Source organism: Kitasatospora sp. NPDC054795 (assembly GCF_053611565.1).
This window is the reverse complement of the sequence record NZ_JBSHAP010000015.1, coordinates 1-25,222: the sequence shown is the minus strand read 5'-3', so window position 1 is coordinate 25,222 and position 25,222 is coordinate 1. Positions and strand designations below refer to the sequence as shown.

The 25,222-nt window shown below is 71.8% G+C and carries 25 protein-coding genes and 2 pseudogenes; 15 read left to right on the top strand and 12 right to left on the bottom strand.

Annotated features, from left to right (window positions below):
• Positions 1–225: 225 nt before the first annotated feature.
• From ACWGJO_RS07805 to ACWGJO_RS07790, 4 genes and pseudogenes are all read left to right on the top strand, one after another.
• A complete protein-coding gene (locus tag ACWGJO_RS07805; RefSeq protein WP_452182642.1) occupies positions 226–2,688 on the top strand; it encodes a terpene synthase family protein in 2,463 nt (820 codons plus the stop codon).
• 178 nt (positions 2,689–2,866) lie between these two features.
• On the top strand, positions 2,867–3,517 hold the full coding sequence (locus tag ACWGJO_RS07800) for a VOC family protein (protein WP_452182641.1): 651 nt from the start codon (positions 2,867–2,869) through the stop codon (positions 3,515–3,517).
• Positions 3,409–3,663 (top strand): annotated as a pseudogene (locus ACWGJO_RS07795) (VOC family protein); the annotation flags it as partial. The gene ACWGJO_RS07800 and the pseudogene ACWGJO_RS07795, both read left to right, overlap by 109 nt.
• A 36-nt stretch (positions 3,664–3,699) precedes the next feature.
• Positions 3,700–4,203: a DinB family protein gene (locus ACWGJO_RS07790; RefSeq protein ID WP_452182640.1), complete on the top strand. Its 504-nt coding sequence runs from the start codon at positions 3,700–3,702 to the stop codon at positions 4,201–4,203.
• A gap of 115 nt (positions 4,204–4,318) precedes the next feature.
• On the opposite strand, the gene ACWGJO_RS07785 is transcribed toward ACWGJO_RS07790, so the two are convergent.
• Positions 4,319–5,014 carry an ArsR/SmtB family transcription factor gene (locus ACWGJO_RS07785; RefSeq protein WP_452182639.1) on the bottom strand — a complete coding sequence of 232 codons (696 nt, stop codon included), beginning with the start codon at positions 5,012–5,014 and terminating at the stop codon, positions 4,319–4,321.
• A 187-nt stretch (positions 5,015–5,201) separates the two neighbouring features.
• Here ACWGJO_RS07785 and ACWGJO_RS07780 point away from each other — a divergent pair, with 187 nt between their 5' ends.
• Positions 5,202–6,626 (top strand): hypothetical protein, encoded by a 1,425-nt coding sequence (locus ACWGJO_RS07780; protein WP_452182638.1) that lies wholly within the window; start codon positions 5,202–5,204, stop codon positions 6,624–6,626.
• Positions 6,623–7,399, top strand: coding sequence for an isocitrate lyase/PEP mutase family protein (locus ACWGJO_RS07775; protein WP_452182637.1), 777 nt, complete (start codon positions 6,623–6,625; stop codon positions 7,397–7,399). The genes ACWGJO_RS07780 and ACWGJO_RS07775 overlap by 4 nt, the downstream gene beginning before the upstream one ends.
• 73 nt (positions 7,400–7,472) lie before the next feature.
• Here the strand turns inward: ACWGJO_RS07775 and ACWGJO_RS07770 are convergent, their stop codons facing one another.
• On the bottom strand, positions 7,473–8,237 hold the full coding sequence (locus tag ACWGJO_RS07770) for a TetR/AcrR family transcriptional regulator (protein WP_452182636.1): 765 nt from the start codon (positions 8,235–8,237) through the stop codon (positions 7,473–7,475).
• Positions 8,238–8,581: 344 nt separating this feature from the next.
• Here ACWGJO_RS07770 and ACWGJO_RS07765 point away from each other — a divergent pair, with 344 nt between their 5' ends.
• A complete protein-coding gene (locus ACWGJO_RS07765) occupies positions 8,582–10,096 on the top strand; it encodes an MFS transporter (protein ID WP_452182635.1) in 1,515 nt (504 codons plus the stop codon).
• Between the two features lie 92 nt (positions 10,097–10,188).
• Positions 10,189–10,938 (top strand): helix-turn-helix domain-containing protein, encoded by a 750-nt coding sequence (locus tag ACWGJO_RS07760; RefSeq protein ID WP_452182634.1) that lies wholly within the window; start codon positions 10,189–10,191, stop codon positions 10,936–10,938.
• Between the two features lie 9 nt (positions 10,939–10,947).
• On the opposite strand, the gene ACWGJO_RS07755 is transcribed toward ACWGJO_RS07760, so the two are convergent.
• The gene (locus tag ACWGJO_RS07755) at positions 10,948–11,349 is read right to left on the bottom strand and encodes a VOC family protein (RefSeq protein ID WP_452182633.1); all 402 of its coding nucleotides are present in this window, start codon (positions 11,347–11,349) and stop codon (positions 10,948–10,950) included.
• A 155-nt stretch (positions 11,350–11,504) separates the two neighbouring features.
• Between ACWGJO_RS07755 and ACWGJO_RS07750 the strand changes: the two genes are divergently transcribed.
• On the top strand, positions 11,505–12,209 hold the full coding sequence (locus ACWGJO_RS07750) for a hypothetical protein (RefSeq protein ID WP_452182632.1): 705 nt from the start codon (positions 11,505–11,507) through the stop codon (positions 12,207–12,209).
• A 68-nt stretch (positions 12,210–12,277) separates the two neighbouring features.
• Here the strand turns inward: ACWGJO_RS07750 and ACWGJO_RS07745 are convergent, their stop codons facing one another.
• From ACWGJO_RS07745 to ACWGJO_RS07735, 3 genes are all read right to left on the bottom strand, one after another.
• Positions 12,278–14,218 carry a serine/threonine-protein kinase gene (locus ACWGJO_RS07745; protein ID WP_452182631.1) on the bottom strand — a complete coding sequence of 647 codons (1,941 nt, stop codon included), beginning with the start codon at positions 14,216–14,218 and terminating at the stop codon, positions 12,278–12,280.
• 1,246 nt (positions 14,219–15,464) lie between these two features.
• Entirely contained in the window at positions 15,465–15,926 is a 462-nt protein-coding gene (locus tag ACWGJO_RS07740) for a prevent-host-death family protein (RefSeq protein WP_452182630.1), read from the bottom strand.
• 231 nt (positions 15,927–16,157) lie between these two features.
• Positions 16,158–16,373: a type II toxin-antitoxin system VapB family antitoxin gene (locus ACWGJO_RS07735; protein WP_452182629.1), complete on the bottom strand. Its 216-nt coding sequence runs from the start codon at positions 16,371–16,373 to the stop codon at positions 16,158–16,160.
• 310 nt (positions 16,374–16,683) lie between these two features.
• Here ACWGJO_RS07735 and ACWGJO_RS07730 point away from each other — a divergent pair, with 310 nt between their 5' ends.
• The 4 genes from ACWGJO_RS07730 to ACWGJO_RS07715 all read left to right on the top strand — a co-directional run bounded on the left by ACWGJO_RS07730 (position 16,684) and on the right by ACWGJO_RS07715 (position 21,963).
• Positions 16,684–19,029 (top strand): N-6 DNA methylase, encoded by a 2,346-nt coding sequence (locus ACWGJO_RS07730; protein ID WP_452182628.1) that lies wholly within the window; start codon positions 16,684–16,686, stop codon positions 19,027–19,029.
• A gap of 788 nt (positions 19,030–19,817) precedes the next feature.
• Positions 19,818–21,014 carry a PP2C family protein-serine/threonine phosphatase gene (locus ACWGJO_RS07725; RefSeq protein WP_452182627.1) on the top strand — a complete coding sequence of 399 codons (1,197 nt, stop codon included), beginning with the start codon at positions 19,818–19,820 and terminating at the stop codon, positions 21,012–21,014.
• Positions 21,015–21,170: 156 nt separating this feature from the next.
• A complete protein-coding gene (locus tag ACWGJO_RS07720) occupies positions 21,171–21,662 on the top strand; it encodes a DUF5994 family protein (protein ID WP_452182626.1) in 492 nt (163 codons plus the stop codon).
• A 55-nt stretch (positions 21,663–21,717) separates the two neighbouring features.
• Positions 21,718–21,963 carry a hypothetical protein gene (locus ACWGJO_RS07715; RefSeq protein WP_452182625.1) on the top strand — a complete coding sequence of 82 codons (246 nt, stop codon included), beginning with the start codon at positions 21,718–21,720 and terminating at the stop codon, positions 21,961–21,963.
• A gap of 61 nt (positions 21,964–22,024) precedes the next feature.
• On the opposite strand, the gene ACWGJO_RS07710 is transcribed toward ACWGJO_RS07715, so the two are convergent.
• The 3 genes from ACWGJO_RS07710 to ACWGJO_RS07700 form a co-directional block, all read right to left on the bottom strand.
• Complete coding sequence (locus ACWGJO_RS07710; RefSeq protein ID WP_452182624.1) at positions 22,025–22,627, bottom strand: DUF5994 family protein; 603 nt, start codon at positions 22,625–22,627, stop codon at positions 22,025–22,027.
• A gap of 146 nt (positions 22,628–22,773) precedes the next feature.
• The gene (locus ACWGJO_RS07705) at positions 22,774–22,941 is read right to left on the bottom strand and encodes a hypothetical protein (protein WP_452182623.1); all 168 of its coding nucleotides are present in this window, start codon (positions 22,939–22,941) and stop codon (positions 22,774–22,776) included.
• Positions 22,942–22,971: 30 nt separating this feature from the next.
• On the bottom strand, positions 22,972–23,328 hold the full coding sequence (locus tag ACWGJO_RS07700) for a PRC-barrel domain-containing protein (protein WP_452182622.1): 357 nt from the start codon (positions 23,326–23,328) through the stop codon (positions 22,972–22,974).
• 126 nt (positions 23,329–23,454) lie between these two features.
• Here ACWGJO_RS07700 and ACWGJO_RS07695 point away from each other — a divergent pair, with 126 nt between their 5' ends.
• Positions 23,455–23,706, top strand: a complete 252-nt coding sequence (locus ACWGJO_RS07695) for a hypothetical protein (RefSeq protein WP_452182621.1) — start codon at positions 23,455–23,457, stop codon at positions 23,704–23,706.
• Between the two features lie 40 nt (positions 23,707–23,746).
• Here the strand turns inward: ACWGJO_RS07695 and ACWGJO_RS07690 are convergent, their stop codons facing one another.
• Positions 23,747–24,325, bottom strand: a complete 579-nt coding sequence (locus ACWGJO_RS07690) for a DUF5994 family protein (RefSeq protein WP_452182620.1) — start codon at positions 24,323–24,325, stop codon at positions 23,747–23,749.
• 225 nt (positions 24,326–24,550) lie between these two features.
• Positions 24,551–24,637, bottom strand: a pseudogene (locus ACWGJO_RS07685) (transposase); the annotation flags it as partial.
• A gap of 216 nt (positions 24,638–24,853) precedes the next feature.
• Between ACWGJO_RS07685 and ACWGJO_RS07680 the strand changes: the two are divergent.
• Entirely contained in the window at positions 24,854–25,045 is a 192-nt protein-coding gene (locus tag ACWGJO_RS07680) for a hypothetical protein (RefSeq protein ID WP_452182707.1), read from the top strand.
• Here ACWGJO_RS07680 and ACWGJO_RS07675 read toward each other — a convergent pair.
• A partial coding sequence (locus tag ACWGJO_RS07675) for a transposase (RefSeq protein WP_452182619.1) occupies positions 24,954–25,222 on the bottom strand: 269 nt, incomplete at its 5' end. The two genes, ACWGJO_RS07680 and ACWGJO_RS07675, sit on opposite strands and share 92 nt — an antisense overlap.

Here is a 25,222-nt window from a genome sequence, read left to right as displayed (position 1 = left end):
CCGGCGCCGCCGACCTGCCGAACCGCTGGGGGCGGCGTGCGTGGGGGAGGAGTGCGCGGGGCGGGTATGGGGGCGTGCGTGGCGGGGGAGGGCGCTCGGCTGGGCGGGTGGCTTCGAACGGGGGGAACGAGTCATTTCATATGACTGTTTCTGTTGTGCCGGTGCGGCGAGCTGACGACGCGTCATTCTTGGTCCAATCGACGCGTCCAGAAAGGCTCGCCCGCCGTGACCCAGCCGTTCGAACTGCCGTCCTTCTACGTGCCGCACCCGGCACGCCTCAACCCCCATCTGGGCGAGGCACGGGCCCACTCCACCGACTGGGCCCGGGAGATGGGGATGCTGGAGGGTTCCGGAATCTGGGATCAGGCCGACCTGGAAGCCCATGACTACGGCCTGCTCTGCGCGTACACCCACCCCGACGCCTCCGCCGAGGCGCTGTCGCTGGTCACCGACTGGTACGTGTGGGTCTTCTTCTTCGACGACCACTTCCTCGACATGTTCAAGCGCACCAACGACCGCGGTGCGGGCAAGGCCCACCTCGACCGGCTGCCGCTGTTCATGCCGGCCGACCCGGCCGCCGAGCTGCCCGAACCGGAGAACCCGGTCGAGGCGGGCCTGGCCGACCTGTGGCGGCGCACCGTGCCGGCGATGGGCGAGGACTGGCGGATCCGGTTCGCCGAGAGCACCCGGAACCTGCTCAACGAGTCGCTGTGGGAGCTCGCCAACATCAACGAGGGCCGGGTGGCCAACCCGGTCGAGTACATCGAGATGCGCCGCAAGGTCGGCGGCGCGCCCTGGTCCGCGCAGCTGGTCGAGTACGCGGCCGGCGCCGAGGTGCCGAAGGAGGTGTCGGGTTCGCGGGCGCTGCGGGTGCTGATGGACGCCTTCTCCGACGGGGTGCACCTGCGCAACGACATCTTCTCGTACCAGCGGGAAGTGGAGGACGAGGGCGAGCTGAGCAACGGCGTCCTGGTGCTGGAGCGGTTCCTGGAGTGCTCCACCCAGGAGGCCGCGGACGCGGTCAACGACCTGCTCACCTCGCGGCTCCAGCAGTTCGAGAACACCGTGTTCACCGAACTGCCGGTGCTGTTCGCGGAGACCGGGCTGGACCCGGCGGGGCGCGCCCGGGTGACGGCGTACGTCAAGGGCCTGCAGGACTGGCAGTCCGGCGGGCACGAGTGGCACCTGCGGTCCAGCCGGTACATGAACGGCGGTGGAGCGGCCGCGGGTTCGGGTGGTCCTGGTGGCGGGGTCGCTCCCGGCTCGGGCGGTGGACCGGTGGGTCTGCCGGGCCTGCCGGGAGGGCCCGGGGGCGGCAACTGGTGGGACCAGTACGCGATCGGCGGCATCGGGACGTCGGCGCTGGACATCCTGCGCAGCACGGCCGCCGGGGCCGCGGCGGCGACTGGTTCGACGCCGGCGGCCAAGGGCGCGGCGGACCCGGCCGTGCGGCGGGCGCGGTCGCACGGCCACGTGCCGTACCAGGCCGTCGGGCCTTCCCTGCTGCCCGAGTTCAAGCTTCCGTACGAGCTCCGGCTGAGCCCGCACCTGGACGGTGCCCGGGAGCGCGTGATCGCGTGGGCCGAGCGGATGGGACTGCTGGCGGCTGAGCCGGGCGTTCCCGGATCCGGCATCTGGGACGCCGAGTCGATGCGCGACTACGACCTCCCGCTCTGCGCGGCCGGCCTCCACCCGGACGCCACGGCCGACCAACTCGACATCTCCTCGGCCTGGTTGGCCTGGGGCACCTGGGCCGACGACTACTACCCCCGGGCCTTCGGGCGCACCCGCGACCTGGGCGGCGCCAAGGCCGCCAACGCGAGGCTTTCCCTGTTCATGCCGGTGGACGGCACCCCCACGGCGGAGCCCGTCAACGCGCTGGAGCGCGGCCTCGCCGACATCTGGGAGCGCACCGCCGGCCCGATGACCGTCGAGGCCAGGGGCCGGTTCCGGGTGGCGGTCGAGGCGATGCTGGACAGCTGGATCTGGGAGTTGAGCAACCAGATCCAGAACCGGATCCCGGACCCGGTGGACTACCTGGAGATGCGCCGCTCCACCTTCGGCTCCGAGCTCACCGCGAGCCTCTCCCGCCTCGGCCACGGGCAGACCGTGCCGCCGGAGGTGTACGACCACGGGTCGATGCGCGCGCTGGAGAACTCCGCGATGGACTACGCGTGCATGATGAACGACCTCTTCTCGTACCAGAAGGAGGTCGAGTACGAGGGCGAGCTGCACAACGCCGTCCTGGTGGTGCAGAACTTCTTCGGCTGCGACTACGAGTCGGCGGTCCGGATCGTCGACGACCTGATGCACTCGCGGCTGGGCCAGTTCCAGCACGTGGTGCAGAAGGAACTCCCGGTCATGTACGAGGACTTCGGGCTGGAGCAGGCGGCCAGGGAGATGCTCGACGGGTACGTGGGGGAGCTGGAGAACTGGCTCGCGGGCATCCTGAACTGGCACGAGGGCTGCCTCCGGTACGCCACGGCCGACCTGGAGCGGCACTTCGGCGCCGAGCGGGACCTGGCGGAGGCCTCGCAGGCCCGTCGGGCGGCCATGGCGGCGGCCGCCGAGGCTCCGGCGTCCGCCACCGCCCCGGTCCCGTCGGTTCCGTCGGTTCCGCCGCCCCCGGTGCCGCTCGGCCCGACCGGCCTGGGGACGGCCTCGCTGCGCCTGTCGGCGGGCGGCTGACGCCGGAGGGCTGCATACGCCGGAGGGTTGCCGACGTCGGCGGGCGGGTGACGTCGACGGGCCGCACCCGCGCGGGTCCAGCCCGCGCGGGTGCGCCGCATCGTGGCTAGGCTGGCGAACCGGGGGTCGGCGTGCGCCCCCCGGCGCGCGCACTTTCGCCACACACGAGGGCAGAGAGATGGCTGCGCTACCTGAGGGCACGCCCTGTTGGGCCGACGCGATGTTCACCGACCTGGAGGGCGCGAAGGCCTTCTACGGCGACGTGTTGGGCTGGACCTTCGGCGAGAGCTCGTCGGAGTTCGGGAACTACACCCAGGCCTACTCGGACGGCAAGGCCGTCGCCGCGATCGTGCCGCCGATGCCGGGCGCGGAGGCCCGGTCCGCCTGGTGCCTCTACCTGGCCTCGCCGGACGCCGGTGCCACCGCGACGCGGATCCGCGCCAACGGCGGCGAGGTGGTCATGGGACCGATGCAGGTCGGCGACTTCGGCACGATGGTGATCGCCAAGGACCCCGCCGGCGTGGTGTTCGGCGTCTGGCAGGCCGGCCGGCACGAGGGCTTCGAGAAGCAGGGCGAGCCCGGCGCCTACACCTGGGCCGAGCTGGTGACCCGCGAGCCCGCGAAGGCGGACGCCTTCTTCCCGGCGGTCTTCCCGTTCGGCGTGAAGAAGATGGCGGGCGGGGACTTCGACTACCGGATGTTCCAGGTCGACGACCGGCCGGTGCTCGGCCGGATGGGCGCGGAGGGGACTTCCTGCCGCCCGAGGCGCCCTCCTGCATCAGCGTCTACTTCGCGGTGGACGACACCGACGCCGCGATCGGCCGGCTGACGGCCCGCGGCGGCAAGGTGTACTTCGGGCCGATGGACAGCCCGTTCGGCCGGTTCGCGGCGGTCGGCGACCCGCAGGGGGCGGCCTTCGGGTTGATCGACATCGGTCGGCGGGTAGGGGAGCAGCCGGAGACGGTGGACGTCTGATGCGTCCGACGGGACGACGAGCGGCAGGGGTGGCCGATGGGTGAGCGCGAGGAACTCGTCGAAACGCTGGACAAGCACCGCGAACTGCTGCGGCGCACCGCACGGGACCTCACCGACGCGCAGGCGGCCGAGCGCACCACGGTCAGCGAGCTGTGCCTCGGCGGCCTGATCAAGCACGTGGCGGCGGTCGAGGCGCGCTGGGCGCGGTTCATGACCGGCGGCGCGGAGGCGATGCGGCGCGGGGACGGGGGCGCCGCCGACCCGGACGCCTGGGCGGCCCAGTTCCGGATGGCGGAGGGCGACACCCTGGCCGGGCTGCTCGCCGAGTACGAGCGGACGGCGCGCGGGACGGACGAGCTGGTCCGGACCCTGCCCGACCTCGACCTCGCCCACGAGTTGCCGCCCGCGCCCTGGTTCCCGCCGGGCACCGCCTGGTCGGCCCGGCGGGTGCTGCTGCACCTCATCGCCGAGACCGCACAGCACGCCGGGCACGCGGACATCATCCGGGAGTCGCTGGACGGGGCGAAGTCGATGGGCTGAGCGGCGGTTCGCCCGGCACTTCGAGCGGTGGTTCGTCCGGCACATCGAGCGACGGTTCGAGCGGCACATCGGGTGGCGCACCGAGCGGCGCATCGGGTGGCGCCGGGGACAGCCGTCAGGGCAGCTCCACGCCGAGGAGTTCGCGCAGCGCCCGGCCGCCGTCCGGGGTGACCCGAAGGGCCCGGCCGGAGCCGATCCGTTCCACCCAGGCGCGGTCCAGGGCGGCCCGGCAGAGTGCCGCGCCGAGCGCCCCGCCCAGGTGGGTGCGGCGTTCCGTCCAGTCCAGGCAACCGCGCACGACCGGGCGTCCGCCCCGGCGGCCCGCGCGCGGCGGCAGCTCGATCGCCTGCGCGGCCAGCCAGTCCCGGCCGTGCCCGGTGACGGCCAGCCCGCCCTCCTCGGTGACCAGGCCACGGGCGAACAGCGCGTCCGACACGGCCACGCCGAGGCGTCCGGCCAGGTGGTCGTAGCAGGTACGGGCCCGGGCCTCGGCGCTCAGCCGGGTGGCCTCGGTCAGGTTGCGCGGCGCGGTCGCGGGGCCGGGGCCGGACTCGGCGAAGACGGCGAGGTCCTCGATCAGTGCGGCCACCGCGGGCGTGGCCAGTCGGACGTACCGGTGCCGGCCCTGTCGTTCTTCGGCCAGCAGCCCGCCCGCGATCAGCCGGGACAGGTGCTCGCTGGCCGTGGACGGCGCCACGCGCGCATGGCGGGCCAGCTCACCGGCGGTCCAGGCGCGACCGTCGAGCAGCGCCGTGCAGATGGCGGCGCGGGTGGGGTCGGCGAGCAGGGCGGCGAAGGCGGCGAGCGTCATGCCTCCATGGTCGGGGCACGAGGGTGCGTGCGGGCGCCGAGTCGCGTACCGGGGCGGAGCGGCGCACGGAGGCCGGGGCGGTCGCGGCGGCGGGGCCGCGTGGGGGAGCGGAGCCGGGGACATGCCTCCAGGGTCGCCCCCGCACGGTTCGGCCGGGGCCGAAACGACCCGGGGCCACGATGACGGCATGAGCGAAACCACGGCGGTCTCCGGCCCCGCGACGATGACCTTCTCCCGCTACGAGGATGTGACGGCGGCGCTGGCCGACCCGGCGCTGGTCCCGCTGCCCGCCGGGCCGTCCGTGCCCGGAGCGCCCGGCGCCGCCCCCGGCACGGTGGCCTGGCTGCGGTCCGCCGTCGCCAGGTTCAGTTCCGGCGAGCCGCACGCCCGGCGCCGGGCGCTGGTGCTGGCGGACCTGGAGCGGCTGGACCCGGACCGGCTGCGGGTGGCCGCGGCCGCCGGCTTCGAGTCCGACGTCCGGCTGCGGGTGGTCCGGGTGCTCGCGGCGGAGCTCGGCCTGGCCGACCCGGAGGCCGTGGCGCGGGATGTCGCGACAGTGTCCCGGGCGTACTTCGCCGATGCGCCGGCCGACCCGGTGGCGGCGGACTTGTTGGCGGCGGACGCGGCGGTGGCCCGGCTGCTGTCCGCGATGGGGGACCTGGACGACGCGGTGGGGGACCGGCACGAGGAGACGGCCGCGAACCGGATCGGCCTGCTCGTCCAGGCCTGCGACGCCACCGCCTCGCTGGTCGAGGGTGCCCGCCGGCACGAGGACGGTCTGGCCGACGTGCTGCGCGCGGACCCGCCGGTCCGGACGATGCGTCGGCTCGCCGCCCGGGCGACCGAGGTCGGCGGGGCCGCGGTACCGGCGGGGACGCGGGTCCTGCTCGACATCGCGGCGGCCCAGTCCGGGGCGCCGGAGGGCGTCGCGCTCACCTTCGGCGCCCCGCCCCGGAGCTGCCCGGGCCGCTCGCAAGCGCTGGTCATCGCCGAGGGCATCCTGTACGGCGCCTCCGATCCGGCGGACGCCGGGGCGCCGGACATGCCGCCCGCGCCGGATCGAGGGAAGGTCGAACTCGCCTCCCTGGTGCCGGAGATGGTGGAGAACGTGCTTGCCCTGGCGTCGGGCTGGACGGCCTGGGACGGTCGCCCGATCCTCAACGCCGACGACCGAACCTATACGCCGCACAAGGCTGTTCGCCGCATCGCCGACCATCTCGTCGACCACCTCGCCGAGTTGGAGGCCCGGGTGGTCGGTGAGTCGACCGAGCCCGACCACTGGCACGCCTCCGGTGTCACCACCCCGGCCGATCTGGCCCCGTTCACCACCGCCGACCTGGACGAGGCCCGCAGCCGGCTGACCCGGCTGGCCGGGATTTGGTCCCGGCGGGTCACCGCACTGCCGGACGAGTGGTTGGACGACTCGCCGGGGACGGGCTGGGGCTTCCGGCAGATCGTCCGGCACGTCTCCGGGGCCGGGTACTACTACGCGGACTCGGTCGGCGCACTCGGCAGCCCCGCGGGTGCGACCGGCAACCCCGCGGACGCGACCGACACCCCGGCGAACGCGACCGGAAACCTCACGAACGACCCGACGGAGACGAGCCGATGACGACCCCTTTCGCCGCCCTGCACCACCGCCCCGGCCGTCCGCTGCTTCTCCCCAACGCCTGGGACCACGCCTCGGCCGTCGCCCTCGCCGCCCAGGGACACCCCGCGATCGGCACCACCAGCCTGGGCGTGGCGGCCGTCGCGGGCCTGCCCGACGGTGCCGCCGCCACCCGCGCGGAGACCGTACGGCTGGCGCGCCGGCTCGGGCGGGTCGGCTTCCTGCTCAGCGTCGACGCGGAGTCCGGCTTCAGCGACGATCCGGACGAAGTCGCCGAAGTCGCCGTGGAGTTGGCGAAGGCCGGAGCGGTCGGCATCAACCTGGAGGACGGTCGGGCGGACGGTTCGCTGAGCCCCGTCGACCGCCATGCCGCGAAGATCGCGGCGGTGAAGGCGGCCGTGCCGGAGCTGTTCGTCAACGCCCGCACCGACACCTACTGGTGCGGGCAGGACGCCCCCGAGGCGGGGACGCTCCGGCGCCTGGACGCCTATCAGCAGGCGGGCGCGGACGGCGTGTTCGTCCCCGGGCTGGCCGATCCGGCGGCCATCGGCCGGCTGGTCGACGCGCTCTTCGTCCCGCTGAACATCCTCTGGACGCCGGCCGGCCCGGGCCTCGCCGAGCTGGCCGCGCTCGGGGTGGCCCGGGTCAGCCTGGGCTCGCTGCTGTACCGCGCGGCACTGGCGGCGGCGGTGGCCACGGCGGCGGCCGTCGCAGCGGGCGAGCCGGTCGGTCCGGTGCCGGGGTACGCGGAGGTGCGGGCCCTCAGCGGGAGTTGAGCGTCTTGGGGGAGCGGTGACGGGCGGCCCTGGGCCCGCGCCCCAGGGCCCGGTGGCCCAGGGCCCGGCGCCCTCAGCCCCGCTGGCGGGTGGTCCAGGCCGCCTCGATCCCGTCGAGGATGACATTGACGCCCCGGGCGAAGCCGCTGTCCCGGCCCGCCGCGACCTCGTCCGGAACCTCGGTGGTGTACAGCCGGTGCAGTCGCGGGAACTCCTTGGTGGCCTCGATGACGGTGGGCAGGAGCCGGTTCATCCACTCCTGCTCGTCGTGGCCGCTGCGGGCCAGCGAGCTCACCCAGGAGGCCTCCACGCAGGCGGTTCCGATGGTGTAGCCCATCACGGCGCTCATCGCGTCGCTCGCCTCGCCGATCTCGAAGCCGGCCGTTTCCAGGACGGCCAGCAGGGCCTCGGAGAGCCGCATCCAGTTGGGGCCGAGGTAGATCATCCCGACGTCGCCGATCACCGAGACCATCCACGGGTGGCGAATGATGGCCGCGCGCATGCTCTCGGCGCACTCCATGACCTTCGCGCGCCAGACCTTCGGGTCCTCGGACCACTCGGCCTCCGGCTGCGGGAGGGTGCCGAAGACCTGGTCGACGACCAGGGCGAGCAGTTCCTCCTTGTTGGCGACGTGGGTGTAGAGCGAGGTCGCGCCGGCGTTCAGCCGGGCCGCGAGCTTGCGCATGCTCAGCGCGTCGATGCCGTCGGAGTCCAGCAGTGCGAAGGCCTCGGCGACGATCTGCTCGCGACTGAGGGAGGGCTGCTCCCGCCGTCGCTGGGGCCGGTTCCACGGCAGGGGGATGCCCGGGGTCGTGCCGTCCTCTGATTTGGCCGCCATCGGGCCCTCCTCGCCAGTCGTCGATCGCCGGACCCGGTCCGGTGCGGCGCAGCTTGCCACAGGTCGCTGCGAACAGTGTACGGCGCCACGAACGGTGTGCGGAGATCGAACGGCGTACGGCATTGCGAACAGTGTGCGGTGCCCGTACAGTGTTCGGAGCGGCGCGCACCGTACCCCTGGGGACGGAGGGCGGTGTGCCCGCGACGACTTCCGCGCGGCTCCGGCCGGCCACGGCCACGGCTCGCGCGCTCATTCCGAAGCCCAAGCCCGAAGCCCAAGCCCGGGTTCGCAGCCAGAAGTTCACGCCCGGGTTGGACGCGAGAAGTTCAAAGGGGGAAAACGCCGTGCAACGTCATCCGCAGCGCTGGCTCATTCTGGTCGTGCTCTGTCTCAGCAGCCTGGTGCTGGTGATCGACAACATGGTGCTCACGGTCTCCATCCCGCCGATCGCGGAGGATCTCAAGGCCGGGGCGCAGGACATCCAGTGGATCATCGACTCGTACATCCTGGTCTTCGCCGGCCTGCTGCTCACCTCGGGCAGCCTCTCCGACCGCTTCGGACGGCGGAAGGTGATGATCGTCGGACTCGCGCTGTTCGGCGCGGCCTCACTGGTCGCGGCCTACGCCGGCAGTTCCGGTGAGCTGATCGCCGGGCGCGTCCTGATGGGCGTCGGCGGCGCGCTGGTCATGCCGAGCACGCTCTCCATCCTGATCACCGTCTTCGACGACGAGGAGCGCCCGAAGGCGATCGCCGCCTGGACCGCCGTGGCCATGATCGGGCTGGTCGGCGGTCCGGTGCTGGGCGGCGCGCTGATCGCGCACTTCTGGTGGGGCGCGGTCTTCCTGCTCAACGTGCCGATCGCGGCGGTCGCCATCATCGCCGCGGTGCTGCTGATGCCGGAGTCCAAGGGGCCGTGGCGCCGACCCGACCTGCCGGGCATGGCGCTCTCGATGGTCGGCATGACGGCGCTGGTCTGGTCGATCATCGTGCTGCCCCGGGACGGCTTCACCAGCGCGAGCACCCTCGGCGCGCTCCTGCTCGCGGTGGCCTCGCTGACCGGCTTCGCCGTCCGGCAGGTCCGCACCGACTCGCCGATGGTCCCGCTCAACCTGTTCCGCAACCGGGTCTTCACCGGCGCCAGCTTCTCGCTCGTCCTGCTGACCTTCGCCACCGGCGGGCTGATGCTGGTCCTCACCCAGTACCTCCAGTTCGTGCTGGAGTTCTCGCCCACCGACACCGGCCTCGCCTTCATCCCGCTGGCCATTGCCTCGCTGGTGTTCAACGCGCTCGGCGCGGTGCTCGGCAAGAAGGTCCCGGCGCGGGTGCTCACCTCGATCGGCATGCTGATCATCGCGGGCGGCTTCGGGATGCTGGCCACCCTCTCGGTCGGCGACGGCTTCACCAAGGTCGCCCTGGCCATGCTGGTGCTCGGCGTCGGCTCCGGTCTCGGCATGCCGGCCGCCGCCAACGCGCTCATGGGCGCCATCCCGAGCGAGCACGCCGGCGTCGGCTCCGCGCTCAACGACACCATCCAGCAGTCCGGCGCGGCGCTCGGCGTGGCCATCCTCGGCACCGTGCTCTCCAGCACCTACACCGGTGCGATGCCCGACGCCGCCCCCACCGCCGCCCGCCACGACATCACCGGCGCGCTCGCGCTGGGCGGCTCCACCGGGGACGGCGGACTGGTCGCGGCCGCCCGGGAGGCGTTCAACACCGCCACCTCCACCACCTTCACGGTGGGCGGCATCGCGGTCGTCGCGGCCGCGGCGCTCACCCTGGTGCTGATGCGCGACGGCCGGAAGACCGCCGACGGGACGGCCGGGGCCCCGACGGAGCCCACGGCCGAGCGGGTCGGCTGACCCCCTCCGGGCCGATGGCCCCGGCCGCCCCGCGCGGCCGGGGCCGTCGACGCGCCCGCGCGCTCGCCTCCCGGGACGCGTAGCCTCACGTCATGGACCCGTCCTCCCCGTACGTGGAGCGCGCGTCCCGGCTGCCCGGCGCGGTCGTGTGGACGAAGCAGGCCCCCGGCCGTACAGATGCCGGACGTACGGGCGCGGAAGCCGGACGTACGGGCGATGCCTCGGCCGGGGCCGTCCTGCCCGACGGCTGCATGGACCTGCTGTGGACGGAAGGCCGGCTGCTGGTCGCCGGACCGGACACCCACGCCTTCCGCCCCGGCCCCGGACTGCGCGGCCCATGGGTCGGCGTGCGCTTCCGCCCCGGTGCCGCCCCCGCCCTGCTCGGCGTCCCCGCCCACGAACTCCGTGACCGCCGCGTCGAGTTGGCCGACCTACGGCCCGCCGCCGAGGTCCGACACCTCACCGAACGCGTCGACGCGGCCCCCGACCCGGCCGCCGCACTGGAAGCCCTGGCCCTGCGCCTGGCGTCCGAGGCGCCGCCCGAGGACCCGCTGATCCGCGCGGTGGCCGCCTCGCTCGCCGCCGGGCGGTCCGTCGCCGCGACGGCCGGGACGGTGGGCCTCGGCGCGCGCCAACTCCACCGCCGCTCCCTGACCGCCTTCGGCTACGGCCCCAAGACCCTCGCCCGGATCCTGCGCATGCAACGCGCCCTGGCCCTCGCCCGCGCCGGCGTCCCACTGGCCGAAACGGCCGCCCGGGCCGGCTACGCGGACCAGGCCCACCTGGCCCGCGATGTACGGGAGTTGACGGGCATGCCGGTGACCGCGCTACTGCTCCCCTAGCCTCGTCCCCTACAGCGGCGCGAGCAGATCCACCCCGTTGCCGTCCGGATCGTGCACCACGGCGTACCGCTGCCCCCAGAAGGCGTCCCAGGGCTTCAGCTCCCCGTGGTACCCGGCGCCGGTCAACTCCTCGTACACCGCGTCCACCTGCGCGGGACTCGCGCAGCGGAACGCCAGCGCGGTGCGCGTACCGCCGCTCGGCGGCTGCCACCCGGGATGGAACGACCGGATGGTGGCCTCGGCGTCGAGCACCAGCAGCGGCCCGCCCGGCAACGTGCCCTCGACGTGCGGCTCCGCCTCGACCCCTGCCGGAAACTCCACCCCCAACCTCCGGTAGAAGGCGACCGAGGCGGCCATGTCCGAAACGGCCAGCCCGACGAAGGCGAACTGCGGTGCAGATGTGCTGTTCATGCCTGCCACGCTAGACACCTCCCACGCACCCGGTCTTGAACGAATCGGACACCTGCGGCCCGCCCTGTCCGCCGGGCGGGCCCGCCTCGAAGCAGCATCGACACCCCGACGCGCTCGGTCCCCGCGCGGGTCGCGGCGCCGGATCAGAATGGGTCATGCCCACACCGGACTCCTCGGGGACACCGCCCGAGCGCCCATCGCCCGGCACGGCCCCCGCCCGGGCCGGAGAGCGGTGGTGGCCGGTCGTCTCCGCGGTGCTGCTCGCCGCCCTGCTGCACGTCCTGCTCCCCGAGACCTACCGGGAGAGCCCCCCGTGGGCGCTGCCGGTGGTCCTGCTCGTCCTGCTCGCCGTGCTGGTCATCGGCGACCCCGGCCGCATCGACCGCCGCCGCCGGTGGCTGCGCGTGGTCACCGACCTGGTGATCGCGTTCGTGACACTGGCGAACCTGTTCGCCGCCGGGCGGCTGGTGGCCGACATCCTGACCGGCAACAAGATCTACGCCAACAACGCCACCGGCCTGCTGGCGACCGGCGGCGTGGTCTGGGCGACCAATGTCATCGCATTCGCGCTCTGGTACTGGGACCTGGACCGCGGCGGTGCTGCCGCACGGGCACACCGTCCGTTCGCCGACCCCGCGTTCGTCTTCCCGGAGATGCAGCACTCGCACCTCGCGCCGCCGGACTGGGTGCCGGTCTTCGCGGACTACCTCTCGCTGTCCTTCTGGACCGCCACGGCCTTCAGCCCGACCGACGTCTCCGCGATCCGAAGGTGGGCCAAGACGCTGATGATGGCCCAGGCCGCCGTCTCACTGGCGGTCGGAGCCCTGGTGATCGCCCGCGCGATCAACATCCTCCAGTAGCCCCGCGCCAGAACCGCCGACGGTACCTGGGCGGCCCGCCCGGGTACCGGCCGAGGCCGCCGTCGGCCTCAGCCCTTCTTCCGCAGCACCATGAACTGGTCCGGCTTGATCAGGTCCATGCTGTACCGGAGGGTGTTGTCCGGCAGCATCGTGATCGCGGGATAGACCACCCCGTGGTCCTCGTAGGCGAGGCACTTCGTACCGGGGGAGGAGCCGGTCACCCGGTGCGCGTAGGTGATCCGGTTCTCGTCGACCTGGGAGAGCGTCCACGCGCCCTCGCACCAGGTGCCGGACTGCGGCTTCTCGGTGCGGATCCTGCTCTTCTCCTCGCTCTCCGCCGACTGGACGACGGTGAGGACGACGGTGGTGACCTCCCCGCCGGCGGCCGTGCGTTCGCCGACCCACGTTCCGAGGAACTTCGCGGGGACGACGCCCGGCCCCGAGTCCGAGGGGGGTGCGCCGGGCGAGGGGCTGTCGTCGGCCGGAGCGGAGGCAGCGCCGGTCGGTTCCGGGCCCTTCGGATCCGGGCTCTTCGAAACCGGGGCGGTGGGTGCCGACCCACCCCCGGCCGGGGCGGTCCGCCCGGCGTTCGATGCGCCGGTGTCCCCGTCGGTCTTCCGTAGTTGTTCGACCATCAGGTACCCGCCGCCCAGTAGCAGTGCGCCGACCAGCACGGCCGTCAGCGCGCCGTACCTCCGTCGACCGCGTGGCCGCGGCGGGTGCGGCCCGTAGCCCGGTACCGCCGTCGGCGCCGTGAGCGGTGCCGGTGGCACCGGGACCGGGGCCGGGGCAGGCACAGGCGCAGGCGTCCAGGGCACGACGGGCGGGACGAGCCCTACGGGCGGTGGGCCGAAACCCGGCTGGGCCGGCATCCCGGCCCCGGCTGCACCAGCCGTACCGGGAACCCCAGCCGTACCGGGCACCGCGTACGCACCGCTGCCCGGTACGGCCTTCGCGGCCTCGCCCGTTTGCACCCTCGCCACCTCGGCGACCACCGAGCGCCCGGTGGGATCCGGGGCCGCGACCACCGGCTCCGCACCGGGGGCGGTGGTCCTCTCCTCCATGGCCCTCTCCTCCGGGGTCGTCCCCTCCCGGGCCTCCCTCTCCCCCTCCAGGTCCAGCAGCTGTACGGCGCTGCGCCCGACCGCCGCCGCCAGGGCCGGCGGCAGCCAGTGGCCCTGCCCCAGCCGGGCGGCGGCCGCGCCGTCGTCGTCCAGTCGTTCCCGGAGCCGTTCGGGCGTCGGGCGGCCGGACGGGTCCTTGGACAGGCAGTCACGGACGATCGAGTGCAGGGGGCCGGGCAGTCCGGAGAGGTCGGGTTCCTCGTGGAGCACCCGGTAGAGCAGGACGGGCGCGCTCACCCCGGAGCCGAACGGCATCCTGCCGGTCGTCGCGTACGCGAGTACCGCGCCGAGCGAGAAGACGTCGCCGGCCGGCCCGGCGGGCAGCGCGTTGACCTGCTCCGGCGACATGAAGCCCGGCGAGCCGAACACCTGGCCGGACTGGGTGAGCACGGTGGTGGCGTCCAGCGCGCGGGCGATGCCGAAGTCGATCAGCCGGGGGCCGTCCAGGCTGAGCAGCACGTTCGACGGCTTGACGTCCCGGTGCACCAGGCTGAGGCGGTGCACATGGGTGAGGGCCTCGGCGAGACCGACTCCGAGGGTTCGCACGGCCGGCTCGGGCAGCGGCCCGAACTCCCGTACGGCGGCGTTGAGCGCGGGGCCGGCGACGTAGCCGGTGGCCACCCAGGGGCGGTCGCCCTCGGTGTCCGCGTCCAGGACGGGTGCCGTCCAGGTGCCGCCGACCCGTCGGGCGGCCGCCACCTCCTGGCGGAACCGGGCCCGGAACTCGGGGTCCCCGGCGAGGTCGTGACGGACCACTTTGACGGCGACGGTCCGCCCGCCCGACGTCCGGCCGAGGTAGACCCGGCCCATCCCGCCCGCCCCGAGCTGCCGCAGCAGCCGGTACTCGCCCACCCGCCGCGGATCGTCCGCTGCCAGCGGCTGCATGCCCACGCTCCCCTCGACGCCGGGCGCGGCCGTCCCCGCCCCTCGCGTCCGGAGCAGACGCTATCGGTCCGGGACCACCCGTGGGACGGGATCACGGTCACGGAATCATCATCAGGCGATCACGCCGCCCCTGGCTTTCACGGCCCACGGCCCCGCGACAACCCGCCTTCCCGTCGCGCCCACCCGTCGCCCCGCTCAGGACCGAGCGCCGGCCAACCGGTGGCCTCCGCCAGGGGGGTGTGGGAGGCGCGTCCGTCCTCCGCCAGGGCTTCGAGGAGGGGAGGTCCTCGTCGGGCGTGGGGAGCGGGCGGCCGGCGGGGGAGCCGTCGCAGGGGGACGTCGTCGCGGGCCGCGCCAGCGGGCGAGCGGAACAAGCAGATGATCTCCGACCCGCCCGAGGCGACGCCCGCGTAGGCGACCTCGGGCCGGCGGATGAGCGAGAAGCTGTCAACCGCAGGTGGGGAGTGCACAAGGAACCACGAGGTCGTGGTGGCGGAGGTCTTCATCCTGATGCTTGCCCGCGGTCGTACTGCCGGCGGACGGGGTGGACCGAGGTGTGGCCTGATGCGGAAGGCAGTGACGATCCAGGAGCCGGTTGCCGGCCGACCGCAACCGGAACGGCAACCGCGAGACGACGAAGGCCCGGACCGTTAGAACCCAAGCTGAGCGGTCCGGGCCTTCTGCCGGCGGAAGATACGAGATTCGAACTCGTGAGGGGTTGCCCCCAACGCGCTTTCCAATTCTGCTCGGCGGCGTTCACGTAGGTCGGTGTGCGTCCTGACCTGCGAAGGAGCGGCCGCGCGGCGGGCAGTTGAATCCCACCGAACTCCGACGAATGAGACCAGAACTGAGACCATGATCTGGCCCCGAAGGGGCAGACGCGGCGTTTCGATCTAACTGTCGGTGTCCTTCGGATGCCGAGTGGAGGCGTAGACGAAGTGGACGGTTCTGCCCGCCTCGTCTACGAGGTAGCGCACGCGGCCGCCGGCGGTCACTTCGTACTCCCACTGCGGCAGGTCCTCACCTCGTAGTGCTCGGGAGGCAAGTCGGCCCCGCAGTCGATGTTGACGATCCGGGTCGCTCATGGACAGCGGGTTGGTTCGCAGCGCTTCGAAGCAGCGGCGGGCATTTCCCGCGGCCTCCGTGCAGAGGTCGCCCCACCCCTTGGCTGCCTCGCTGGTGGCGAACCGTAGCCGCCATTCGTCGCCAATCGGTGGAGGTGGGACGTCGTCACCACGTTTGGGGCTCATGGTGCGAGCACCTCGCCGTGGTCCTCGCCCTGCAACGACTCGGTGAGCTCCGCGGCCAGCTCGGGATCCGCCAGGATTCTGGCGGTTGCGCGCCACTCGATGATCACCCGGTGCAGGTTGGCATGCACGTCCAGCTCTACGGCATCGCGCGTGGCATCCACGAGGTCGACGACGAACTCGCGCACCTCCTCCGCCGATAGGTGTCGGGTCCACGGAAAGACCGTGGGCAGGGCGAGGAGTACGGCCCGCGCGCCCTCGTCGCTGCTGATCAGGGCAGCGAACAGACGGGCGGTGACGTCTGCGGTCTCCTTGCGCTGGCGGTCGTGGCGCTCAGTCGTGAGATAGAGATCCTCGCCATCACGCCGTGTGACGTGGACGCGTTGGGCGTGCTCAACAGTGTCGGCGACGCGCTTGGAGTTCTTTGAGAGGTCCGAGAACGACACAGTGAGAGCGGACATGGGAGACATGCTACTTCGGAATGTATTCCGAAGTCCAGCTGCAGCGCGTGCTGGGCGCCGGCCTCGGCCGCCGCAGCCTGGCCATCCTTGGGAGCGCCGAAACTCGAGCTCGGTGATCGGACGCGTGGCGATGGGCTCCGCAGCCGCCGCCTGGGCCAAGCCGTACTGCCCAGCGCCCCCAGCGCATGAACCGCGCGAGGGCGCTGGTGTCGATCAGGAACCATGCTGCGCTCACCGACGGTAGTCCCTCTTGTCTTCGAAGATCTCCGGATCGAAGACTTCCTCATCGGCAGCGGCGCGAAGCAGGGTGAGTGCCAGGGTGCGCCGCCGGTTCTTCAGGACCTCACGAAGGGCGCTGTTGCCCGTCTCCTTCTCCGCACTGGTCCCGAGGGCCTGGGCCACGTCGGCGAGCAGCTCGTCGTCCAGATCGATCACGGTTCGGCTCATGGATGTACCTCCTGAGACATCGACTCATGTGCAGAGTGCATCCCCTTGCTGCGATGACGGAAGCTGTGACGGGAAGTCAGAGCTGGTCGCACTGGCTGTTAACCCCATTCTTGACCAGCCTGATCTGCTGGACTGCGGCCTCGACAGTAGAAGCCCAGCTCAGTGGGGCATTTTCGGGTCGGATTTGCTGCTCGCGCGAAGACTCGAACTCTAGGAGTGCGCACCGTCGGTGCGCACTGGACCCACGAGGCTTCATGCTTCTAGCGTCGTCTTCGTCAGAACAGGCAGGCGGCACAGCTTAGGGGGCATCATGAGCACGGCAGACGGCACTGACGAGCATCTGGTCACGCGTTCCGAGATTGTTGAACTCACCGGAGTCGCGCGACCGACGATCACCATGTGGGCGAAGCGCCACGCAGACTTCCCATCGCCGGTCCGCTCTGGTGAAGCGGAGTACTTCTGGCTCCCCGGTGTTCTCGAGTGGCTGGACTCCCGGGTGGTTCCGGAGGCGAGGCTGGCGCAGGACGAGCGGAGCGGCATCACTTACGGTAGCCGGGCCCGCCATCGGCTGATGCTGAGGCGGGATCTCGACGTCGAGGCCAGCGGGTACGGCCGCGGTACTGAGCTCGGGGATGCCGCGAATCGGAAGTCCGTGGACGAGCTCATGGGAGAGCTCGCGGACAGGGTTCGCGGGTCAGCCTCGATGGTGGACTACCTGAGCCTGCTCCTGTCGCTCAACTTCCTGCGGCTCGGCGAACCGGGCCGCTGGAGCGGGCTCCGCGCGGTGGCCGCCTCCGGCAATGGGCCGGAAGCGGCTGGAGCGTTGCTTCGGCATATCGGCGTCTCCGCCGACGAGGTACTTCGCCGCCGTGGCCTGCCGCCGGGTATGCGGGACGCGCTCGTGAAATTGGAACCAGGTTCCTACGAAGCCCTGCTGCGAGTTGTGCACTTGGTCGAAGCTCTGGGGCGTGACGCCTTCCGACTGGTTCTCGACGAGTACGAGACACAGGCGGCTCTGCGCAGCAGTGAGTTCTTCACGCCGCGTGGCTTGGCCGAGCTCATGGCCAGGCTGGTCGTACTTCCAGACAAGGTGGTTGGTACGGTCTACGACCCCTACGCACGGGGAGGCGAGATGCTGGCGGAGGCGGCCATGGCCCTTTCCTCGGCCGCCCCCCACGCTCCGCCGCCCGTGGTCCTTGGGGAGAGCCCGAGTAGGGATACGTTGCGATTCGCGAGCATGAACCTCGCCCTCCAAGGCATCCGGCCGAAGCTTCGAGCCGTTTCCGCCTCGCCATGGCGTCGACCTGAAAGAGCTGGGGGTACGGCGGACGTCGTCCTGACGAACCCGCCCTTCAACATGAGCGATTCTGCGGGGCAGGAGCGGGGAGGCACGTGGCGGTTCGGGCCGCCGCCCGGCGGCAACGACAACTTCGCGTGGCTTCAACATGTCATGGCATCGCTGGCCACGGATGGCAGGGCTGTCGTGGTGATGCCCAACAAGGCGGGCAACTCGGCCAATCGGGCCGAGCGCCAGATTCGGCAGAACATGGTCGAAGCCGGGGTGGTCGAGGCGGTCATCGCGTTGCCGCCAAAGCTCTTCTCGCAAACTCCCGTTCCGGTCTCGATTTGGCTTCTGCGAAACTCCGTTCCTGCTGGTGAAGAGGTGCTGTTTCTCGATGCCCGGAATCTGGGGACCGAGCATCGGGGGCGGCGCGTTCTGGACGGACGAGATCAGCAGACCGTCGTAGCAGGGTATGAACTGTGGTGTGCGGCTGGCAGGCAGGGCCTGACGCAGGGGAATTTCGGGCGTTCTGGCGTCTCAGTGTCCCGGTCGGCCCTCCGGGACAGGGGGTACACGCTGAATCCGCTCGATCACATCGCGGGTTCGCAGTGGGAATCCTCTCCTGCACAGGTGCCTGGTGCGCTTGTGGAGGCCCGTGCGGACACCGCTCGCCTGCGGATGCGTGCCGAGGAGGCGGACCTTGAGGCCGCGGCCATCCGGGTAGTCGCTCGCTCAGGGGAGTCCGCTCGCCGAGGGCCCGTACCGGTGGGCTGGAGCCAGATCCTGCTGCGCGACCTGTGCCAGATCCAGGCCGGATTCTCGTATTCACGCCTGCCGGCGGAGCAGCGTGCGTCCGGTCGGCACACTCCGGTGGTGTTTTCCCGGCACCTCCGAGACGGGCGCATCGGGGAAATCCTCGACGAGAGGGTCTCCCCCGAGGCCGCGCAGCGGCTTGAACGATTCGAGCTGGCGGTGGGGGACATCGTTTGCATCCGGACCGGGGCGATGAAGCCTCCGGCCATCGTGACGGAGCGGGAGGAAGGATGGCTGCTCAGCACGAATCTCTTCAGACTGCGGATGGTCGAGTTCGCCAGGGTCGATCCCGAATACCTCCTAGGATATCTGTCCCTGCCGCGCAGTATGGAGTGGATCACGGACCGTGCAGCGGCTACGGGCGCGCCCTCCATCAGCGCTGCGTCCCTCGGGCAGCTGCTGGTCGCGCTGCCGCCTCTCCAGGAGCAGCTGGAAGTCGCCGCAACGCTCAGGAGCCTCGACGAGCAGATCGCCGCCCACCAGCAACTGGTCGCCTCTGTCTCCCGTACTCGTGCGGTGCTTGCGCAGCACCTCATGGACGCTGCGCTGGCTCTCGAATGATTCCGTCCGTCTCCAGCACGCCCCCACAACACCAGGAAGGCACGTTCTCGTGACTACATCGAATCGCCCGAACTCCTCCAGCACGTGGGTGCTGTGGCTCCTGATCGTCGGCCTGCTCTCACTCGTCATCGGACTCTTGGCAGGCATTCTCCAGACCTGGGCGGGGGCCAGGCTGCCAGAGGCCATGATGGCTGCGGGCGCCGCGTTCGGGGTATCGGTCGGCCTCTGCCTGGCCGTCCTGGCCGCCGCAAGGGAGCTGAGAGGTTCTCTGTAGCGCTCCGTTCGGGAGGGGCTCACCCGCGGGATGGGGCCTGATGGGGTTCAGGGGTCAAGGACCGAGACCCACAGACGCGCTTCCCGCCAGGGAGTACGACGAGGGCCCGGACCGCTGTGCGGTCCGGGCCCTCTGCTGGCGGAGGGTGCGGGATTCGAACTCGTGAGGGTTTATCTCAACACGCTCTCCAATTCTCCCGAACCCTGTCCGCCGGGGTCCGTACCGGTTCTGACCTGCGGTGAAGTGTCCGGCTGAGCGGCGGTTGAACACGACCGTACGAGGGTGAACGAGACCAGAACTGAGACCAGGATCGGCGGTCTCCGCAGCGCATCGAGGTCGTGCTCACAGGCGGCAGGGCCGATTCCTCGGGGGTGTCGCTCCGTGGGGAGGGGCGTGACCGGGGGCGGAATGCGTCGCCGTCGGGCGTAATGGAGGGACCGGCCCGGTGAACCGCACCGGAGTGCCGGGTTGATCGCGCCCGTGCCGACTCGTACGGGACAGGAAGGATGCGTCGGTGGTCAGGGACGGCGAGCGGCGCCTGGACCGGTCGGAGGGGTTCGGCGAACACCTGCTGGGCGCGCTGCTCGACCAGGCCCACGAGCTTCCGCCCCAGCTGATCGCTCCGTTGGTCGCCGACGCGGTTCGTGGGTTCGGCGGCCGTGACCCGGTGCTCCTGCTGCAGGACTACGGGCAGTTGGTGCTGGTGCCGCTGTCCGGCCGGGGGCTGGCCGCCGGGGAGCCGGTGCCGATCGACGGCTCGTCCGCAGGTGCGGCTTTTCTGCGTGGTGTCTCCGTCGAGGTGCCGCAGGGCGACGGGGTGCGGGTGTACCTGCCGTTGCTGGACGGCGGGGACGAGGTGGGAGTGCTGGCACTCACGCTGGACGACGTCGATGGCGACGACCGGCGGCTCCTGCGGCGCTTCGCCTCCCTGGTCGCGGATCTGCTGGTCACCAAGAGCGGCTACACCGACCGGATCTTTCAGGTCCGGCGCCTCCAGCCGATGAGCGTGGCAGCGGAGATCCAGTGGTCACTGCTGCCTCCGCTGGCGATGACCGTCCCGCAGGTCGCCGTGGCCGGCATCCTCGAACCCGCCTACCAGGTGGCCGGGGACAGCTTCGACTACGCGCTGAACGACGACCTCCTGCACGTGGCCACGATCGACGCCATGGGCCACGGGCTGGACGCCGCTGCCATGGCGACCGTGGCCATCGGCGCGTACCGGCACGCCAGGCGAGCCGACATCGGACTGGCCGAGATCTACGCGTTCATGGACCGGGCCATCGCGGAGCAGTTCGGGCCGGACCACTTCGTCACCGCGCAGATGATGCGCTTGAACACTGTCAGCGGCCACCTGCAGTGGGTCAACGCCGGCCATCCACAGCCGCTGCTGATCCGCGACCACGTCGTCGTCGAGCGGCTGGAGAGCGTCACCACTCTGCCGGTCGGGTTCGGCGGCGAGGAGCCGGTGATCAGCGAGCGGGTGCTGCGGCACGGTGACCGGGTCCTGTGCTTCACCGACGGCCTGGTCGAGGAGCGCGAGGCCGGTGGGGAACAGTTCGGGGAGGAACAGCTCATCGACTGGGTCAACCGCGTCGAGCGCTGGCAGGAGGGGGTGCGGGCCGTGGTGCGGGCGCTCTCCCACGTGCTGAAGGAGAAGCGGGGCGGGCACACGAGCGACGATGCCACCCTGTTCCTGATCGAGTGGCGCTGAGAGCGGCATCCCGCCGCTGCTCTCACGACCGACCGGGTCGGCCAGGTGCGGGCGGAGTACCGTGGGATATCGGAGCGGCCCGATGTGTCGCTCCCCGCGAGGCCCGGCCCGCACCCGGCGTGCCCGGTCTCTCTCAGGGCGGACAGGTGGCGAGCTATGTCGGACGAAGCCAGTGCTTCCCGCTACGGGTTTCTGCCGGAGCGGTTCCGGCAGGCCGCGAAGCCGGGGACGGTGGCGTTGCGCCTGGAGACCACCCGGTCACGCGAAGGTGTGCTCGACGGTGCGTGGTGGCCGCGTTCGCGGGACATCGGCACCGAACTTCCCGACCTGGTCCGCGCGTTGACCGGGCATCTCGGCCCCATCGTGAGCGTCGGTCTGGACGCGGGCGCTTGGGACGACGTCCCGGCCAGCATGATGGTCGACGGCCGGTCGGTGCACATCGACCGCTACCCGGTCGGCGACGACACCGTGATCGTCACACGGGGCGACCGTGACCACTTCAGCCTGCTCGTCGTCCCCCCGCACGCGAGCCAGGAGGCGGCCCTGGCCTCCATGGCACGCGCGGTCAGGGCCGGTGGCAGCGACTCGGCACGGCAGATCCTCATCGCGACCGGCGTCAGCTCCGGCTCCTCGGCCGAAGCGTCCTGAGGGGCAGGCTCGTGAGCCGGTCACGCCGGGCCGGCAGGAAGGGCGGGACGGGAAGATGTCCGTCTACGTGAAACTCTCGGTCGAGGCCCGGTCGCCGGCGGAGCCGTCGAAGGGGCCGCTGGACCTGCAGTACGAGGACGGTTCGGACGGCGTCACCTTCGAGTACGACCTGCACCCCAGCGGGGCGCTTCGTGTCCTGCGGGTCTTCGAGGACACCCCGCACCGGATCGAGGCGTGCTTCAGCCCCGGAGCGTGGCTCCAGGTCGCGGGCACCTACCTGCGAAGCGGCTCCGAGTACTGACGGCGATCCGCCAGGAGCGCAAGAACGAAGAATCGGGCGGCGGCGTCACCGGTGGTCGGCGTCACCGGTGGTCGGTCGGGGTTCCATGCCGGAGCGCCCGGGCGGGGACGACGGCCCGCCCCACCGGGCCCCACCGGGCGGAGCCCCAGGCCGAGACCGAGGGGTCGCGTACCGGCCAGACGATCCCCCGCCGGTCGGGCATCTTCGCGGACGGCTCGTCGGCGAGCAGGTCGCTCGCGGTCCTGGTGTTCGCGGGATCGGCGGCCTCGGCCATCAGTCGGGCGGCAATGATGGCTCCCGTCCCCGGCGGGACGACCAGCAGGGTCAGCCGGCGGGCGAGGTGCGAGCGGACCGAGATCGTGTGCCGGTCCTGCACGACGGTGAACCAGCCCGCGTGGACGGTGTGGCTCGCATGGACGGTGTGGCCCGCGACCGGGATCCGTCGGGGGACGGTCAACCACTGGGCGGGGTTCACGGTGATTCTGGCGACCCGACCCCACCGCGTGTCCAGTTCGGCGGCCAGGGCGGGGAGTTCGAGAGGAAGGTCGTGCGATCGGGGCCACCAGGCCCCGTCCAGCCGTCCGGCACGCGGGCCGTCCGGTGCCAGGGAGAACCGCAGGGCGGGTGCGGGAGTGGCAAGCGTCGCGCCGTCGATCACAGTCATGATCAAGGACCCGTCTCCGAACCCGGCCGGTGCCAAGTCCGGGATTGCCGTTCGCCGGAGACGACGCCAGTGTCCGGTGCCGGCATGCGGGGTGCCTTCGGTGATGTCCAGGCTACTCCGGGTCCGGCCCGGACCCGGCACGGTACTCAGCGGTTCACGGACCGGCCCCCGCGCCGGAACCGGACGGCGGAGATTATCAGCGCGACGATCAGTACGGCGATGCCGATGAACAGCAGGTACTTCAGGCCCTCGGCGACGACACCGACCAGTCCGAGCACGATCGCCACGATGAGGAGCAACAGCACCAGTGCCATCGTCGGCCTCCTTCATGGTCCAGAGGGCTCCTAGCGGCGGGCCAGGCGGCGCTCCCCGCCCGCGCCCGGTGCGTAGGTCAGTCCGTAGTGGGCGAAGACCGCTGCCTCGTCCTCGGCGGGGAGTTCGCCGTCGGTGTCGATACCCGGGGCGTGTTTCACCTGGCTCTTGGACAGGGGGACCTTCAGGCAGCCGGGACCTGCCGTCGCGTCGGACAGCGGGACGAACACCAGGCGGCGGCGGGTGGGCAGGCCGACCGTGACCGTGGCGAAGGACGGCTGATCGGTCGCGGTGTCCACGTAGACGGACTCCAGCGTGCCGATCTTGTGCGCGCCGGCGTCGACCACGTCATGGCCGCGCCACTCCCGGATGTCGCCTGCCTCGAACACCGGCCACCTCCTCCGCTCCTGGTTCCATCGTGGCACCGGAGCCGCCGGCCGACATCCCCGGTCGCCCTCCGCCCGCCCGCCTCGTACGGTCGTGTCAGGGCAGGAGCGTGGTCACAGGAGGGCACGATGCGGCGTTACCGGTGGATTCTGGAGATCCAGGACGACGACGGCCGCTGGTCCCGGCAGGACGACACGACGATGCCGAATCCGCTGGAGTACGACGGTCCGCCGCAGCGGGCGGCCAACCACCTCCGGGACGTGTTCGTCCGCACCCTGTCCCGGCCCGCGCCGGGCCCCAGGGCGGTCAGGGTCCGACTCTGGGAAGGGACCGGTGCCGACGGCGAACCCCAGGCCGAGACCGAGTGGTCACGCGAGTGAGACAGTCCGGCCCCGGCCCGGGGCGGCTCCCGCCGACCCCCTACGCGGATGCCGGCCAGGAGGCGGCCCGGCTCCGGGCGAGATCGGCCCGCCGGTCGGCCTCGCCAAGCCCGGTGGAGGGTGTGACGGCCGACGGCAGGAAATCGGAACCGACGTCCGGCCCGGTCGCACCGGTGCTCGGCTCCGCGGCGAGCAGCTCGCTCGCGGTCCTGGTGTTCGCGGGATCGGCGGCCTCGGCCATCAGCCGGGCGGCCTCGACGGCATCCGTCTGGGGCGGGACCACCAGCAGGCTCAGCCGGCGGGGGGCATAGGAACAGACCATGATCATGTGCTGGTCCTGTTCGATGGTGAACCAGCCCGCGTGGACGGTGTGACCCGCGACCGGGATCCGCCGGGGGATGACGGGCCACTGCGCGGGGTTCACGGTGATCCGGGTGATCCGGCCCCACCGCTCGTCGATCTCGGCGGCCAGGGCGGGGAGTTCGAGAAGAAGATCGCGCGAGCGCGGCCACCAGGCTCCGTCCAGACGGCCCGGCCGCACGCCACTGGGGGTAAGGGAGAGCCGTGCCGGGGAATCCGTGGCGGCGGGCGTCGTCGCACGATCGAGGGTCGTCGTCATGATCAAAGACCTGTCCCCGGGCCCGGCCGAGAGGCCGGGTCCGGCATTGTCGTTCGCCGCAGACGACGCCAATATCCGGTACCGGCATGCGAAGTGCCTTCGGTGATCTCCAGGCTACTCCCGGTTCGACCGAGACCCGCACGGTCGCGGTGGCCGATCTGGCGCCCGGCACATCGGGCGGACACCCCGAAGCGGCGAATTTGTCGATCCGACGTACCCGTGGCTCAGGACCTCGCGTCGGCCCTCGTTGTCGACGCCGACGACGACGAGGCAGTGGACGTTGACGACCCGGCCGCCCTCGCGGATCTTCTGGCCTTGGCGCCGGTACTGCCGCGTTCTCCTGCGGACCTCCCACCGGTCCGGTGGGCCGCCGCAATCGCAACCACGGAACGGCGAAGGCCCCTTGAACCCAAGCAGTACACATCCATCAAGCTCACAACACGCCTGCTCGAAGCTGGAATTGAGGCGAGCATGGGCTCCATCGGCGACTCCTACGACAACGCCCTCGCGGAGAACTTCTGGAGCGTCCTGAAGACCGAGTGCGTGCGCCGCACGACCTTCACGACGCGCACCGACGCCGACCTCGCCCTGTTCGCCTACATCGACGGACCCTGTTGCCCAATTGATCTCACGCGGCGAGGTCGAGGGCTGCGAGATGGGAAGTGCGCGTCGGTGCGAGTGGACTTCCGTTCCACCAGGCGTCGAGTCGGATCAGGTTGATGGCGGTGGCCATGAAGATGTGGGCCAGGTGCGTCTTCGCCGGGCTGGTGTAGCGGGTGCGTCGGGCTCCGGTGGTAGCGACGGCCTGGTGAATGGTGCCTTCCACTCCTGCGCGGGCCGCGTAGCGGCCCTTCCAGTCCTCGGTGGCCTGCTCGGCCCGGACGCGTTCGAGGAGGA

Excerpts from the sequence above, each read along its gene's own strand:
- ACWGJO_RS07775 (WP_452182637.1), top strand. The coding sequence starts at position 6,623 with ATGACGACCCCTTTCGCCGCCCTGCACCACCGCCCCGGCCGTCCGCTG.
- ACWGJO_RS07770 (WP_452182636.1), bottom strand. The coding sequence starts at position 8,237 with ATGGCGGCCAAATCAGAGGACGGCACGACCCCGGGCATCCCCCTGCCG.
- ACWGJO_RS07790 (WP_452182640.1), top strand. The coding sequence starts at position 3,700 with ATGGGTGAGCGCGAGGAACTCGTCGAAACGCTGGACAAGCACCGCGAA.
- ACWGJO_RS07750 (WP_452182632.1), top strand. The coding sequence starts at position 11,505 with ATGCCCACACCGGACTCCTCGGGGACACCGCCCGAGCGCCCATCGCCC.
- ACWGJO_RS07745 (WP_452182631.1), bottom strand. The coding sequence starts at position 14,218 with ATGCAGCCGCTGGCAGCGGACGATCCGCGGCGGGTGGGCGAGTACCGG.
- ACWGJO_RS07705 (WP_452182623.1), bottom strand. The coding sequence starts at position 22,941 with ATGGCACTGGTGCTGTTGCTCCTCATCGTGGCGATCGTGCTCGGACTG.
- ACWGJO_RS07755 (WP_452182633.1), bottom strand. The coding sequence starts at position 11,349 with ATGAACAGCACATCTGCACCGCAGTTCGCCTTCGTCGGGCTGGCCGTT.
- ACWGJO_RS07710 (WP_452182624.1), bottom strand. The coding sequence starts at position 22,627 with ATGACTGTGATCGACGGCGCGACGCTTGCCACTCCCGCACCCGCCCTG.
- ACWGJO_RS07690 (WP_452182620.1), bottom strand. The coding sequence starts at position 24,325 with ATGACGACGACCCTCGATCGTGCGACGACGCCCGCCGCCACGGATTCC.
- ACWGJO_RS07720 (WP_452182626.1), top strand. The coding sequence starts at position 21,171 with ATGTCGGACGAAGCCAGTGCTTCCCGCTACGGGTTTCTGCCGGAGCGG.
- ACWGJO_RS07785 (WP_452182639.1), bottom strand. The coding sequence starts at position 5,014 with ATGACGCTCGCCGCCTTCGCCGCCCTGCTCGCCGACCCCACCCGCGCC.
- ACWGJO_RS07730 (WP_452182628.1), top strand. The coding sequence starts at position 16,684 with ATGAGCACGGCAGACGGCACTGACGAGCATCTGGTCACGCGTTCCGAG.
- ACWGJO_RS07760 (WP_452182634.1), top strand. The coding sequence starts at position 10,189 with ATGGACCCGTCCTCCCCGTACGTGGAGCGCGCGTCCCGGCTGCCCGGC.
- ACWGJO_RS07695 (WP_452182621.1), top strand. The coding sequence starts at position 23,455 with ATGCGGCGTTACCGGTGGATTCTGGAGATCCAGGACGACGACGGCCGC.
- ACWGJO_RS07780 (WP_452182638.1), top strand. The coding sequence starts at position 5,202 with ATGAGCGAAACCACGGCGGTCTCCGGCCCCGCGACGATGACCTTCTCC.
- ACWGJO_RS07800 (WP_452182641.1), top strand. The coding sequence starts at position 2,867 with ATGGCTGCGCTACCTGAGGGCACGCCCTGTTGGGCCGACGCGATGTTC.
- ACWGJO_RS07740 (WP_452182630.1), bottom strand. The coding sequence starts at position 15,926 with ATGTCCGCTCTCACTGTGTCGTTCTCGGACCTCTCAAAGAACTCCAAG.
- ACWGJO_RS07715 (WP_452182625.1), top strand. The coding sequence starts at position 21,718 with ATGTCCGTCTACGTGAAACTCTCGGTCGAGGCCCGGTCGCCGGCGGAG.
- ACWGJO_RS07735 (WP_452182629.1), bottom strand. The coding sequence starts at position 16,373 with ATGAGCCGAACCGTGATCGATCTGGACGACGAGCTGCTCGCCGACGTG.